This is a genomic window from Mesorhizobium sp. CA12 (assembly GCF_020165255.1).
Classification (GTDB): domain Bacteria; phylum Pseudomonadota; class Alphaproteobacteria; order Rhizobiales; family Rhizobiaceae; genus Mesorhizobium.
In genome coordinates, this window is sequence record NZ_JAIUHT010000003.1 from 325,641 (window position 1) to 338,800 (window position 13,160).

At 62.9% G+C, this 13,160-nt stretch carries 17 protein-coding genes and 1 other RNA gene; 8 read left to right on the forward strand and 10 right to left on the reverse strand.

The annotated features are described in order from the left end of the window. The first annotated feature begins 50 nt into the window (after nt 1-50). From LB520_RS08095 to LB520_RS08110, 4 genes are read left to right on the forward strand one after another with little or no spacing between them, the layout of a single operon-like run. Complete coding sequence (locus tag LB520_RS08095) at nt 51-533, forward strand: SRPBCC domain-containing protein (RefSeq protein ID WP_224637099.1); 483 nt, start codon at nt 51-53, stop codon at nt 531-533. A gap of 44 nt (nt 534-577) precedes the next feature. Then, nucleotides 578-970: a VOC family protein gene (locus LB520_RS08100; protein WP_224637100.1), complete on the forward strand. Its 393-nt coding sequence runs from the start codon at nt 578-580 to the stop codon at nt 968-970. 30 nt (nt 971-1,000) lie between these two features. Beyond that, on the forward strand, nt 1,001-1,363 hold the full coding sequence (locus tag LB520_RS08105) for a hypothetical protein (protein WP_224633576.1): 363 nt from the start codon (nt 1,001-1,003) through the stop codon (nt 1,361-1,363). A gap of 23 nt (nt 1,364-1,386) precedes the next feature. Next, nucleotides 1,387-1,851, forward strand: coding sequence for an SRPBCC family protein (locus LB520_RS08110; RefSeq protein ID WP_224633575.1), 465 nt, complete (start codon nt 1,387-1,389; stop codon nt 1,849-1,851). 25 nt (nt 1,852-1,876) lie between these two features. Here the strand turns inward: LB520_RS08110 and LB520_RS08115 are convergent, their stop codons facing one another. The 6 genes from LB520_RS08115 to ssrS form a co-directional block, all read right to left on the reverse strand. After that, nucleotides 1,877-2,644 (reverse strand): TerC family protein, encoded by a 768-nt coding sequence (locus tag LB520_RS08115; protein ID WP_095767249.1) that lies wholly within the window; start codon nt 2,642-2,644, stop codon nt 1,877-1,879. A gap of 80 nt (nt 2,645-2,724) precedes the next feature. Next, nucleotides 2,725-3,549 carry a YmdB family metallophosphoesterase gene (locus LB520_RS08120; RefSeq protein WP_095767248.1) on the reverse strand — a complete coding sequence of 275 codons (825 nt, stop codon included), beginning with the start codon at nt 3,547-3,549 and terminating at the stop codon, nt 2,725-2,727. Continuing rightward, nucleotides 3,546-3,833, reverse strand: a complete 288-nt coding sequence (locus tag LB520_RS08125; RefSeq protein ID WP_224637101.1) for a helix-turn-helix domain-containing protein — start codon at nt 3,831-3,833, stop codon at nt 3,546-3,548. The genes LB520_RS08120 and LB520_RS08125 overlap by 4 nt, the downstream gene beginning before the upstream one ends. Nucleotides 3,834-3,858: 25 nt before the next feature. Beyond that, nucleotides 3,859-4,125: a BrnT family toxin gene (locus LB520_RS08130; RefSeq protein WP_224637102.1), complete on the reverse strand. Its 267-nt coding sequence runs from the start codon at nt 4,123-4,125 to the stop codon at nt 3,859-3,861. A gap of 59 nt (nt 4,126-4,184) precedes the next feature. Beyond that, nucleotides 4,185-4,766: a 5-formyltetrahydrofolate cyclo-ligase gene (locus LB520_RS08135; RefSeq protein ID WP_224637103.1), complete on the reverse strand. Its 582-nt coding sequence runs from the start codon at nt 4,764-4,766 to the stop codon at nt 4,185-4,187. A 145-nt stretch (nt 4,767-4,911) separates the two neighbouring features. After that, nucleotides 4,912-5,067: non-coding RNA, 6S RNA (gene ssrS / locus LB520_RS08140), on the reverse strand. 161 nt (nt 5,068-5,228) lie between these two features. Between ssrS and LB520_RS08145 the strand changes: the two genes are divergently transcribed. From LB520_RS08145 to msrB, 4 genes are all read left to right on the forward strand, one after another. Beyond that, complete coding sequence (locus tag LB520_RS08145) at nt 5,229-6,068, forward strand: AAA family ATPase (RefSeq protein ID WP_224637104.1); 840 nt, start codon at nt 5,229-5,231, stop codon at nt 6,066-6,068. 78 nt (nt 6,069-6,146) lie between these two features. Then, nucleotides 6,147-6,593 (forward strand): GNAT family N-acetyltransferase, encoded by a 447-nt coding sequence (locus tag LB520_RS08150; protein WP_224637105.1) that lies wholly within the window; start codon nt 6,147-6,149, stop codon nt 6,591-6,593. Nucleotides 6,594-6,600: 7 nt separating this feature from the next. Continuing rightward, complete coding sequence (locus LB520_RS08155) at nt 6,601-7,791, forward strand: vWA domain-containing protein (RefSeq protein WP_224637106.1); 1,191 nt, start codon at nt 6,601-6,603, stop codon at nt 7,789-7,791. Between the two features lie 93 nt (nt 7,792-7,884). After that, nucleotides 7,885-8,289 (forward strand): peptide-methionine (R)-S-oxide reductase MsrB, encoded by a 405-nt coding sequence (gene msrB, locus LB520_RS08160; RefSeq protein ID WP_224528136.1) that lies wholly within the window; start codon nt 7,885-7,887, stop codon nt 8,287-8,289. 62 nt (nt 8,290-8,351) lie between these two features. On the opposite strand, the gene LB520_RS08165 is transcribed toward msrB, so the two are convergent. From LB520_RS08165 to pyc, 4 genes are all read right to left on the reverse strand, one after another. Beyond that, nucleotides 8,352-8,648 carry a hypothetical protein gene (locus tag LB520_RS08165; protein ID WP_224637108.1) on the reverse strand — a complete coding sequence of 99 codons (297 nt, stop codon included), beginning with the start codon at nt 8,646-8,648 and terminating at the stop codon, nt 8,352-8,354. Between the two features lie 10 nt (nt 8,649-8,658). Continuing rightward, complete coding sequence (locus tag LB520_RS08170) at nt 8,659-9,099, reverse strand: hypothetical protein (protein WP_140841746.1); 441 nt, start codon at nt 9,097-9,099, stop codon at nt 8,659-8,661. Nucleotides 9,100-9,121: 22 nt separating this feature from the next. Further along, nucleotides 9,122-9,382, reverse strand: coding sequence for a DUF2312 domain-containing protein (locus tag LB520_RS08175; RefSeq protein ID WP_095767239.1), 261 nt, complete (start codon nt 9,380-9,382; stop codon nt 9,122-9,124). Between the two features lie 268 nt (nt 9,383-9,650). Then, nucleotides 9,651-13,109: a pyruvate carboxylase gene (gene pyc, locus LB520_RS08180; RefSeq protein WP_224637109.1), complete on the reverse strand. Its 3,459-nt coding sequence runs from the start codon at nt 13,107-13,109 to the stop codon at nt 9,651-9,653. Nucleotides 13,110-13,160: the final 51 nt, after the last annotated feature.

Genomic DNA, 13,160 nt, shown 5'->3' on the forward strand with positions numbered 1-13,160 from the left:
TTATATTTCTATAACATATCGTTTCAAGCAGCAAGGAAGGAGCTGTGGATATGTCCCTTGGTTTCAGGATTTCCGGGCGCATCGGCAAACCGGTCGCCGAAGTCTTCGACGCGGTCGTCAATCCGAGAAAGCTCAGCGGCTATTTCACCACCATCGGCGGCGCCTCGGCTCCGCTTGTCACCGGCACCACCGTCACGTGGTGGAAGGCCGTGCCGGTGGAGGTCGACGAGGTAACGAAGGACAAGCGCATCGTGCTGCGCTGGGACGCGACAGACGCCGACGGCAAGCCCGCCTACAAGACCCGCATCGAGATGAATTTCGAGCCGCTTGAGGACGGCGGCACTTTCGTCACCATCGCTGAAGAAGGTTGGCACGAAGGCGAGGCCGGCCTGAAGAAATCCTACCTCAACTGCGAGGGCTGGTCGCAGATGCTGGCCTGTATGAAGGCCTATCTCGAATATGGCATCAATCTGCGCGACGGCTATTACCGCAGCGAGCTGCGCGGCGAGCCGGCCAACGAGACCAACATCTGAGGCCGACATTCAGGTCCCGATATTCGGCAGGAGGAGGTCGCCCGATGACGAAAGCAACGCCATTCCTGATGTTCGAGGGAAAGGCCGAGGAGGCCGTGACGCTCTATTGCGAGACCATTCCGGAGAGCCGTGTGCTCGACATCACGCGCCATGGCTCGGGCGAGGACGGGGCGGAAGGAACGCTCAAGCTGGCGCGCGCATTGATCGGCGGCGTCGAGGTCAGGATCTACAACAGCCCCGTCCACCACGCCTTTACCTTCACGCCGTCCTTTTCCTTCTTTGTCGACTGCTCGTCGGAAGAGGAGCTCGAGCGGATCGTCGGCGTTCTCTCCGTGGGTGGCGGCTTCCTGATGCCGACCGGCAATTACGGCTTCAGCCAGCGTTTCGCTTGGCTCAACGACCGGTTCGGCGTCTCCTGGCAGATCAACCTGCCGTAACGGCATCCAACGCAATCAAGAGGATCGGCAATGGACACCGAGATCACCGGCGGCATCAACATCGCCATGAAGGTGCCCTCGCACCAATACGAGGCAACGATCGCCTTCTATCGCGACGTCATCGGCCTGAAGCCGTTCACCGCCAAGGCGCCGGCGGTCGGCTTCGAGCTCGGTCCCAATCGCCTCTGGATCGACGAGGCGCCGATGATGAGCCAGGCCGAAATCTGGCTGGAGCTTTTCACACCGAACTTCAAGAGCGCGGCTTCGCATCTTGCCAGGGCCGGTGTCGTGCGCTGCGACGCAATAGAACCTCTGAGTGAAGGCTTTCGTGGCGGCTGGATCACCAACCCGGCCAACATCATTCACCTGGTGCGGGAGCCGGACGCGTGGTGAATCCTGCCGGAAAGGAGAACCGTATGGAGCTCAGAGAATCTCCCATCGCCGAAACCGCCATGCTGATCCGTCGGCCGGTCGCCGAGGTGTTCGAAGCGATCGTCGATCCGGCGGTCACCACGAAATTCTGGTTTACGCATTCCAGCGGTCGCCTGAATGAGGGCAAGCTGGTCGAATGGGAATGGCGCATGTATGGCGTCTCGACCAAGGTCGAGGTGAGCGAGATCGTCCCCAACGAGAAGATCGTCATGCAGTGGAGCGATCCGCCGACCACCGTCGTCTGGGCATTCACCGAGATGCCGGATGAAGCGACCTTCCTCGAAATCCGCAATTTCGGCTTCGCCGGTTCCGCCGACGAACAGGTCAAGCAGGCGGTCGAATCCACCGGCGGCTTCGCGCTGGTGCTTGCCGGCGCCAAGGCCTGGCTAGAACAGGGCCTGACGCTCGGCCTGATCGGCGACCGTCACCCGAAGGGTGTTTCGGCCTAGCGGCTCGCCGGCGTGGTGGCGAGCCTCAGTGCCCCTCGCCCGACCCCTGCCTCTTACGCCGTCGCGCCAGCATGTTGAGGCCTTCGACCAGCGCGGAAAACCCCATGGCGGCGTAGATGTATCCCTTGGGCACATGATAGCCCATGCCGTCGGCGATCAGCGTCATGCCGATCATCAAAAGGAAGCCGAGCGCCAGCATAACGATAGAGGGGTTCCTGGCGATGAAATTGGCAAGCGGCGTCGCCGCCAGCATCATCGCGCTCACCGCCACGATTACCGCGATATACATGATGGCGATCTCGTCGGTCATGCCGACGGCAGTGATGATGGAATCGATCGAGAACACGAGGTCGAGCAGGAGGATCTGGAAGATCGCTCCGGCAAGGCTCATCTGCAGCGTGCCGCCGACCATCGTGTCCTGATGATCCTGCGGGTCGACCGTGTGATGGATTTCCTTGGTCGCCTTCCAGACCAGGAACAGGCCGCCGGCGATCAGGATCAGGTCGCGCCAGGAAAAGCCGTGGCCGAGGGCGGTGAACACTGGCGTCGTCAATTGCACGATGATCGAGATCGTGGCGAGGAGGATCAGTCGCATGATCAGCGCCGCCGAAATGCCCAGCCGGCGTGCGCGGGCGCGCTGCGCCTCCGGCAGCTTGTTGGTCAGGATCGAGATGAAGATCAGATTGTCGATGCCGAGCACAATCTCGAGCACCACCAGGGTCAAAAGCGCGACCCATGCGGTCGGATCGGAAACAAAATGAAAGTGCGGCGCCAGAAATTCGACAAGCTGCATGAAGGTCGTCCCCTCTACGATCTAGAGCAGTTTTCGCGGGTTTCGTCGCCAGTTAGGTATTGATCTCGCTTATATCAATGTCACGACCAGAAGGACGGAGCCGTCTCTTCCAGCCGCGGCCCGCGACGAAACGGCGCGATTTTTTCGGCAAGCCCGGTGCGGTCCGAAATATCGACGCCGACGCCGCAGAGCGTCGCGGGCCCTGAGGACGCCTCGAAACGGCCCTTCGGCACCTTGGAAAGGAACCGGTTCAGCGGCTCTTCCTTGTCCATGCCGAGCGAGGAATCATAATCGCCGCACATGCCGGCGTCTGAAATATAGGCGGTGCCGCCATTGAGGATCTGATGGTCGGCGGTCGGCTGATGCGTATGCGTGCCGACCACCAGGCTGGCGCGACCATCAACGAAATGCGCGAAGCACATCTTCTCCGAGGTCGCCTCGGCGTGGAAATCGATGATGGCCGCATCGGCCTGCTCGCCGAGCGGGCAGGCGGCAAGCTCACGCTCGCCGGCCTGGAAAGGGTCGTCGAGCTCGGGATGCATGAAGACGCGGCCCATGATGTTGGCGACCAGCACGCGCGCGCCATTGCGGGCGATGTAGACGCCCGAGCCGCGGCCCGGCGTGCCCCTGGGAAAATTGGAGGGACGCAGGAAGCGCTCCTCGCGCGGCGCGAAGATCAGCGCATCGCGCTGATCCCAGACATGGTTGCCGGTGGTGACGACATCCGCGCCGGCCGCGAGCGTCTCGCGAAAGATCTCTTCGGTGATGCCGAAGCCGCCGGCCGCGTTCTCGCCATTGACGATGACGAAGTCCAGCTTGAAGTCGGAAATCAGCCCCGGCAGCTGCTCCCAGACTGCCGTGCGCCCCGTTTTGCCAACCATGTCGCCGAGGAAGAGAAGTCTCATGCGGCGCTGCGCGTACCGAGCGCCCGCGACACCGTATCCGGCTCCTTGGCGATGACCTGCAAATAGGCCTGTGCCGCTTGGTCCGGCTCGGTTCTTCCTTGCTCCCAGTCTCTAAGCGTGCCTAGCGGAATGCGATAGCGGACGGAAAATTCCTCCTGGGTAAGATGCAAGGCCCGGCGGATCACTTTGACACGCGCGACACGCGCCATGCCCGGCCGATCCGTGCTGAGCGGTGGATTGTCCTTGTCCCCCAAAGCGCCGGCCTCCGCCTCCGCGTCGCTCATGCTACGCAGACGCTCCCAATCGGATTCAGCCCCTGCGTGCTTGATCATATGCTTTCTGCTCATGGCGCGTCGCCTTTCTGGCGGAGATCAGTCTTATTAGGTCGCCGCGTTCGGTGTAAACCACCGTCAGCACCAATCCATTGACGATTCCGATGCCAATGAAGCGCTCCTCTTCGTAATTCATGGAGCGATCCGAATAATGCAGAGCACGGATGTCGTCGAACAGGCGTTTGGCATCCGCAAATGCCACACCGTCTTGGCAAGATTGCTCGTCGCCTTCTGGTCGTCCCATTCGAATTCAAGCATGCCAGCCTACTGGATTTCAGTAGTATTTGCCAGGTGGCGCCCGCGTCAAGTCGCGAACCGGCGCAACCCGCTCTCGGTCAGTATTTCCGGAATGATGACGTCATGGTTCTCATCCGGCACCCGCTCGACTTCTTGGCAATCGAAGGCGATGCCAATCAGCCTCGGCGCGATGCCCTTGTCGGCCAACCTGGCAATGGCGCGGTCGTAATAGCCGGCGCCGTAGCCGATACGGTGGCCGCGGCCGTCGAAGGCGGCGAGCGGCACCAGCATGAGCGTCGGGTCGAGCACTTCCGCCTCTTCATGCGGCCCGACCGTGCCGAATCCCATCTCGACCATCGGTGCGCCGCGCACCAGCTCGCGAAAGACGATCGTGGTCTTGTCGATGATCGCCGGCAGGCAGAGCCTTGCGCCCTTCTCGCGCAGCGCGAACATCAGCGGCCGCACATCGACCTCGGAGCGCATCGGCCAGAAGCCGGAGACGACCCGGCCGGGTTCAAAGTCGATTTTTTCCTTCGCGGTCTCGGCCATTTCGAGCGCGATCTCGACGCGCCAGAACTCGTCGAGCGCATCGCGGCGCGCCAGCGCCTCCTTGCGAAGCTGTTTTTTCAGGTCTTTGGAAGGTGACATGCGCCGACGCTAGAAAGGGTCAGATTTGGATGGAGATTTAGGAGCGACGCTTTCTAGCGCAATTCCAGAAAAAGTGCGCCGCGGTTTTTCCGTCCGGAATTGCGTCAAAACGGAGAGAAGGCGCTTGTCTCCCAAAACGGGAGAGCGACGATCCACACAACCGGTGGAGAGGTCGATCCCGGGTGCCTACAAAGTAGGTGGGCGCCGTGTGAGAAAACCCACGGGTCTTCCCAGGGACAGCTCCCTAAGGATCGATAAGGCCCCGGGGATAAGTTTCTCCTGCCGGGAAGCGCAGACCGCCGTCAACAAATATAGGCCGATGATTAGCCGTGCGCCAGAGAAACGGGTCACCATTTGCGCATAATTCGTCTTGCGGACCGTCCCCATGGGAAGCTGTCCGGCAACCGCCCTTGCGCGGCCCGTCCAGCCTCCTTACGGTCCGCCGCACGGACAGGAGAAAAGATGCGTTTCGAAGGCACTGCGGCTTACGTTGCCGACAAGGATCTGATGGTTGCGGTCAACGCCGCGATTGCGCTGGAGCGGCCCTTGCTGGTCAAGGGTGAGCCCGGCACCGGCAAGACCGAGCTTGCCCGCCAGGTGGCTTCGGCGCTCAGGCTGGAGTTCATCGAATGGAACGTCAAATCGACCACCAAGGCGCAACAGGGCCTCTACGAATATGACGCCGTCTCGCGGCTGCGCGACAGCCAACTCGGCGACGAGCGCTTCAACGACATCGCCAACTACATCAAGCGCGGCAAGCTGTGGGATGCGTTCGCTGCGCAAAAGAAGGTTGTGCTGTTGATCGACGAGATCGACAAGGCCGACATCGAGTTCCCCAACGACCTCCTGCAGGAGCTCGACCGGATGGAGTTCTTCGTCTACGAGACGGGCGAGACGATCCGCGCCGAGTTCCGGCCTATCGTCATCATCACCTCGAATAACGAAAAAGAGCTGCCGGACGCCTTCCTGCGCCGCTGCTTCTTCCACTATATCCGCTTCCCCGACATCGACACGCTGCACCGGATCGTCGAGGTGCATTACCCCGGAATCAAGCAGAATTTGGTGCGGGCGGCACTGAGCCAGTTCTACGAGATCCGCGATGTGCCGGGCCTGAAAAAGAAGCCGTCGACCTCCGAAGCGCTCGACTGGATCCGCCTTTTGGTCGCCGACGACATCGCGCCCGAGGATCTGCGCGCCGATCCGAAGAACATGCTGCCGAAGCTGCATGGCGCGCTGCTCAAGAACGAGCAGGACGTGCACCTGTTCGAGCGGCTGGCCTTCATGGCCAGACGGCAGCAATAGCGCTTTCCCCGTCCGTGGACCGTTGCCGGCAATCGGTCGCTGCCGCAGCTTCGGACCGAAAGCACTGGAGGAGAAAAGATGTCCGAGATCGCCATTCGCCCGTTCGCGCAGTCCGACCACGCCGACTGGCGGCGCTTGTGGACTGCCTACCTCACCTTCTACAAGACCAAGCTGCCGGACGAGGTCTACGACGTCACCTGGAAGCGTTTGTTCACGGCAGGCGAATTCGAGCCGAAAGGTTTCATCGCCACGTTCGACGGCAAGGCGGTTGGGCTGACCCACTACCTCTACCATCGCTCCTGCTGGTCACTGGTCAACAACTGCTACCTGCAGGATCTGTTCGCCGATCCGGAGGTGCGCGGCAAAGGCGTGGGCGCGGCGCTGATCAAAGCGGTGCGGGACGAGGCCGGCAAGATCGGCGTCAAGAATGTCTACTGGATGACGCACAAGACCAACGCCACGGCGCGCCGGCTCTACGACCATGTGGCGCGGCGGACCGGATTCATCGAGTACGATTTGCTATAAGGGACTGATGTTCATCCCCTTCTTCCTAGAACTGAAAGCCGCGCGGGTTCCTGTTTCGCTCAGGGAATATCTGTCGCTGCTGGAAGGGCTGGAGGCCGGGCTGGTCGATTATGACGTCGAGGCTTTCTATTACCTCGCGCGCTCGGCCCTGGTGAAGGATGAACGCCATATCGACCGTTTCGACCAGGTCTTCGCGCATGTCTTCAAGGGTGTCGAGGCACTCGGCAGCCCCGATGCCGTCGATGTCGTCAACATCCCCGAGGAATGGCTGCGCCGTTTGGCGGAAAAGCACCTGAGCGAGGAGGAACAGAAGCTGGTCGAAGCGCTTGGCGGTTTCGAGAAGCTGATGGCGACCTTGAAGCAGCGCCTCGAGGAGCAGAAGGGCCGGCATCAGGGCGGCTCGAAATGGATCGGCACCGGCGGCACCTCGCCCTTCGGCGCCTATGGCTACAACCCCGAAGGGGTTCGCATCGGCCAGCATGAAAGCCGGCATCGCCGCGCGGTGAAGGTCTGGGACAAGCGCGAATTCCGGAACTTCGACGACACCGTCGAGCTCGGCACCCGCAACATCAAGGTGGCGCTGAAGCGGCTGCGCCGCTGGGTGCGCGAGGGCGCCGAGGAGGAGTTCGACCTGCCCGGCACCATCCACGCCACTGCCGAGCACGGCTATCTCGACGTCAAGACCCGGCCCGAGCGGCGCAATGCCGTGAAGCTTCTGATGTTTTTCGATGTCGGCGGCTCGATGGACGACCATATACGCGGCGTCGAGGAACTGTTTTCCGCCGCGCGCGCCGAGTTCCGCCAGCTCGAATATTTCTACTTCCACAACTGCCTTTACGAGCGCGTCTGGAAGGACAATCACCGGCGGCTGGCCGAGACAATCCCGACCTTCGATCTCATCCACAAATACGGGCCGGACTATAAGGTGATCGTAGTCGGCGACGCCTCGATGAGCCCTTACGAGATCGCCCACCCCGGCGGCTCGGTCGAGCACTGGAATCCCGAGGCCGGAAGTGTGTGGCTGGCCCGCCTGCTGCAGCAATGGCCGAACGCGATATGGCTCAATCCCGAAGCTGAGAAGAACTGGCGCTACACGCACTCGATCCAGTTGATCAGCGACATCTTCGGCGGCCGCATGTTCCCGCTGACATTGGCCGGGCTTGAAGCTGCGACCAGGCAGTTGTCGCGCAAGCACTAGCTCGCTTTCACTGGCGGCATTTGTAACAGATGCCTATGTTTGTGCGAATAACCGTTGCAAGCAACAACGAGCCGCCAAGGCCGAGGAGATTTCATGGACACCCATGCCTATCCCGTCACCCGCACCGATGCCGAGTGGCGCGCCCGGCTGACCCCGGAGCAATATGCCGTGATGCGCAATCACGGCACCGAGCGCCCCGGCAGCTGCGCCCTGCTCTACGAAAAGCGCGCCGGCACCTTCTATTGCGTCGGCTGCGACCAGCCGCTGTTCGAATCCAAGCTGAAGTTCGAGAGCGGCACCGGCTGGCCGAGCTTCAACGATCCGGTCCCGGGCTCGATCGAGACCACCGTCGACCGCAGCTACGGCATGGTCCGCACCGAATGCCATTGCGCTCGCTGCGGCAGCCATCTCGGCCATGTCTTCGAGGACGGCCCGCCGCCGACCGGCCTGCGCTACTGCATCAATGGCGTGGCGCTGCGCTTCGAGCCTGCGGTCTGATCTGGGCTTCCAGTCTTCGCAAAGGGCGGCCTCGGCCGCCCTTTTTCATGCTCCATCCGGCTCTACACAATGACCGTTGTGATCAGCCAGAGCGCGGAACCGAGCATCATCAGCTGCGCCTTGAAACCCCCGGCCTTCTCCGCGGTCCGCCAGACAGCGACCGTCAGAAAAATGGTGTAGGGAACAGGGAGGAAATGCACCGCCAGCACCAGCCAGAGCGGCAGCTTCAACCCGAGCAGGACCAGCGCCAGCACCGAAGAGGCGATGCTCAGAATGGTACCGACCAGCAGCATATCGCGCCAGAACAGCCGGTCGAGCGGAACCTGGCCTCTCCAGCGCGAACGGAAAAAATCCCTCATCGCCCGCGACCTATCGCTGCCCGAGAATTTCGGTCACGGCTTCTTCGAAGCGTGAGCATTCCCGCACCAGCCAGTCGCTCATGGCCGGCCAATTGTCCTCGGCGTAGCAGTTCACCCGCCACATCGAGTTGATGCCGAGACCTTCGCAGCTCTGCTCGGGCCTGAGCTTCAGTCTGGCCTCGATCGCCGGTTGGAACGGCTTCAACCGCGACCAGGACTCCGTGGCGCCGAACTTCTCGTTGCGCCCGAAGAAGACGCCGACATGGTTCTGCGCCGGCGCGACATACATCGAAAGAACCAAAGCGAAATCCGGCAGCCCGCGCTGCCAGAACCATGGCCCGCGCCGAGCGAGCCTTTGCCTTTCTTGCGGGTGCCGTTCGGCGAACAGCGCCCAGAAGCCGCGGTGGCGGAACTCCGAGGCGCGACGGCCGCCGAAGTCGAATTCGTTCATGGCCGGCCTCCGGCCATGAGGCTTACGCCATGCCGAGAGCGGCCTTGTAGAGGTCGAGGATGGACTCCTCTTCCTGGCGCTCGGCCTGGTCCTTCTTGCGCAGCCGCACGATGGTGCGGATCGCCTTGGTGTCGAAGCCGGTGCCCTTGGCTTCGGCATAGACATCCTTGATGTCGTCGGAGATCGTCTTCTTCTCTTCCTCGAGCCGCTCGATGCGCTCGATGATGGTGCGCAGCTGGCCGGCGGCTACAGTCTGGCTGGTCTCGGTGATTTCGTCGGCCATTTTTTCTCCGCGTCTTCTGGAGCAGTGGCGATTCCCGCCACGGCAAATTGGAGCGGGTTCACTGCCCGAGCGGGCGCGGCGGGTCAAGACACTTGTCGAGCACCTGTGGACGGCTGGGCACATCTAAAGGTGTGCCGAGATTCAGGTCAGGCCGAGTCGAAAACGATGGATTCCGAGAACCGGAGCGGAGCGTACTTAAAGTACGTGAGCACCGGAAGCGCAGGAAGCCGGCGTTTGCAGGCCGGCCTCACCTGAATATCGGCACACCTTATTTGAATGCGATCAACAGATCCTTCGCGTCGATCTGATCGCCGGCCTTCACCAGCACCTCGGCGATCTCGCCGTCGCGTTCGGCATGCAGCGCGGTTTCCATCTTCATCGCCTCGATCGAAAGCAGCACGTCGCCCGCCTTGACCGCCTGTCCGGGCGCGACGGCAAGCGCCGATACGACGCCGGGCATCGGCGCGCCGACATGTCCCTCATTGCCGGGCTCGGCCTTGCGGCGTGCCTTGGCCGCGGAAGCGCCATGCGCCCTGTCCGGCACCTTGACGCGGCGTGGCTGGCCGTTGAGCTCGAAGAACACGGTGACCATGCCCTTGTCGTCGACATCGCCGAACGCCTGGCAGCGCACCACCAGCGTCTTGCCCTTCTCGATGTCGAGGAAGATCTCGTCTTCCGGCTTCATGCCGTAGAAATAGGTCGGCGTCGGCAGCACGCTCACCGGCCCGTAGGTCTCCTGCGCGGCCGCGAAGTCGGTGAACACCTTCGGATACATCAGCCAGGAGGCGAATTCGTATTCGGACAGCTTGCGGTCGAGCTTGCCCTCGATGTCCTTGCGGCTCGCCTTGAGGTCGGCGGGCTTTAGCAGCGAGCCCGGTCGAACCGTAATCGGCTTCTCGCCCTTCAGCGCCTTCTTCTGCAGCGCAGCCGGCCAGCCGCCAGGCGACTGGCCGAGATCGCCGCGCAGCATCGACACGACGGAGTCCGGGAAGGCGATGTCCTTGGCCGGGTTCTCGACATCGGCGACGGTGAGATCCTGGCTGACCATCATCAGCGCCATGTCGCCAACCACCTTGGACGACGGCGTCACCTTGACGATGTCGCCGAACATCAGGTTGACGTCGTGATAGGCCTGCGCCACCTCATGCCAGCGCGTCTCGAGCCCGAGCGAGCGCGCCTGTTCCTTGAGGTTGGTGAACTGGCCGCCCGGCATCTCGTGCAGGTAAACCTCCGAGGCAGGTCCCTTAAGATCGCTCTCGAAGGCTGCGTACTGGTTGCGCACCGCTTCCCAGTAGAAGGAAATGCGGCGGATCCATTGCGGATCGAGACCGGGGTCGCGCTCGGTGCCCTTCAGCGCCTCGACGATCGAGCCGAGGCAGGGCTGCGAGGTGTTGCCGGAGAAGGAATCCATCGCTGCGTCGATAGCGTCGGCGCCGCTCTCCACCGCCGCCAGCACCGTCGCCGCCGACAGCCCTGACGTGTCGTGCGTGTGGAAATGGATCGGCAGGTCGGTCGCCTCGCGCAGCGCCTTGAACAGCACGCGCGCCGCGGCCGGCTTCAAAAGGCCGGCCATGTCCTTGACGGCGATGATATGCGCTCCGGCCGCCTCCAGCTCCTTGGCCAGCCCGACGTAGTATTTGAGGTCGTATTTGGCGCGGGCCGGATCAAGGATATCGCCGGTATAGCACATCGCCGCCTCGACCAGCTTGCCCTCGGCGCCGACCGCGTCCATGGCGACACGCATGTTCTCGACCCAGTTAAGGCAGTCGAAGACACGGAACAGATCGACACCGCCCGCCGCCGCTTGGGCGACGAAATGCTGGACGACATTGTCGGGATAATTGGTGTAGCCGACGCCGTTGGCGCCGCGCAAAAGCATCTGCAGCAGAAGGTTGGGCGCCGCCTCGCGCACTTTGCTCAGCCGCTCCCACGGATCCTCGGTGAGGAAGCGCATGGCGACGTCGAACGTCGCGCCGCCCCAGCATTCCAGCGACAAGAGCTGCGGCAATGCCCGCGCATAGGTGCCGGCGATGCCGGCGATGTCATAGGTGCGCATGCGCGTGGCGAGCAGCGACTGGTGGCCGTCGCGCATCGTCGTATCGGTGACCAGCACCTGGCGCTGCTCTCGCATCCAGGCCGCGAATTTCTCGGGGCCAAGCGCATCGAGCCTCTGCTTGCTGCCGTCCGGAACATGGCCGTTGAGATAGGGCACCACGGGTGCGGCCGCATTCGCCTTCGGCATCGGCCGGCCGCGCGTCTCCGGATGGCCGTTGACGCTTACGTCGGCGAGGTAGTTGAGCAGCTTGGTGGCGCGGTCCTGCCGCTTCACCTGCTCGAACAGTTCCGGCGTCGTGTCGATGAACCTGGTCGTGTAGGAATTGTCGGCGAAGCGCGAGTGGTTGATGATCGCTTCGAGGAAGGTGAGGTTGGTGGCGACGCCGCGGATGCGGAACTCGCGCAGCGCCCGGTTCATGCGCGAGATCGCCTCGCCGGGCGTCGGCGCCCAGGCCGTTACCTTTTCGAGGAGCGGATCGTAGAAGCGGGTAATGACCGCGCCCGAATAGGCGGTGCCGCCGTCGAGCCGGATGCCGAAGCCCGCCGCCTCGCGATAGGCGGTGATGCGGCCATAGTCCGGGATGAAATTGTGCTCCGGATCCTCGGTGGTGATGCGGCACTGCAGCGCGTGGCCGTTCAGCCTGATGTCCTTCTGCGCCGGCACGCCCGATTGCTTCGTGCCGATGGCGAAGCCGTCGAGGATGTGGATCTGCGCCTTGACGATGTCGATGCCGGTCACCTGCTCGGTGACGGTGTGCTCGACCTGGATGCGCGGATTGACCTCGATGAAGTAGAACTTGCCGGTGTCGGCATCCTGCAGAAACTCGACCGTGCCGGCGCCGATATAGCTGGTCTCGCGCGCGATCTTGAGCGCATAGCCGCAAAGCTCCTGGCGCAGCTCCTCGCTGAGATAGGGGGCCGGCGCACGCTCCACGACCTTCTGGTTACGGCGCTGGATCGAGCAGTCGCGCTCGAACAGATGCACGGCATTGCCATGCGTGTCGCCCAGCACCTGCACCTCGACATGGCGGGCGCGCTCGATCAGCTTTTCGAGATAGACCTCGTCCTTGCCGAAGGCGGCTTTGGCCTCGCGCTTGCCTTCCATCACCTCGCGCGCGAGGTCGGCCTCGGCGCGGATGGCGCGCATGCCGCGGCCGCCGCCGCCCCACGAGGCCTTGAGCATCACCGGATAGCCTATTTGGGCGGCGAGCTTCTTGACCTCGTCCATGTCGTCCGGCAGCGGATCGGTTGCCGGAACGACCGGGACGCCGACTTCAATCGCCAGGTTGCGCGCGGCGACCTTGTTGCCGAGCCGGCGCATCGTTTCCGGTTTCGGGCCGATGAAGGTGACGCCGGCCTCGGCGCAGGCCTCGGCGAATTCCGGGCTTTCCGACAGCAGGCCGTAGCCGGGATGGATGGCATCGGCGCCCGACAGCCTGGCGACCCGGATCACCTCCTCGATCGACAGGTAGCTCTCGATCGGACCCATGTCCTTGGCCAGATGCGGTCCGCGGCCGACCTGATAGCTCTCGTCGGCCTTGAAGCGGTGCAGCGAATATTTGTCCTCCTCCGCCCAGATCGCCACGGTTTTGAGGCCGAGCTCGTTGGCCGCGCGGAACACGCGGATGGCGATTTCGGACCGGTTGGCGACGAGGATCTTCGTGATGGCCAAGGAGTAGGCTCCAGCAGCGGAAGGGAGATGAACCGCCGCAATGATTAACGT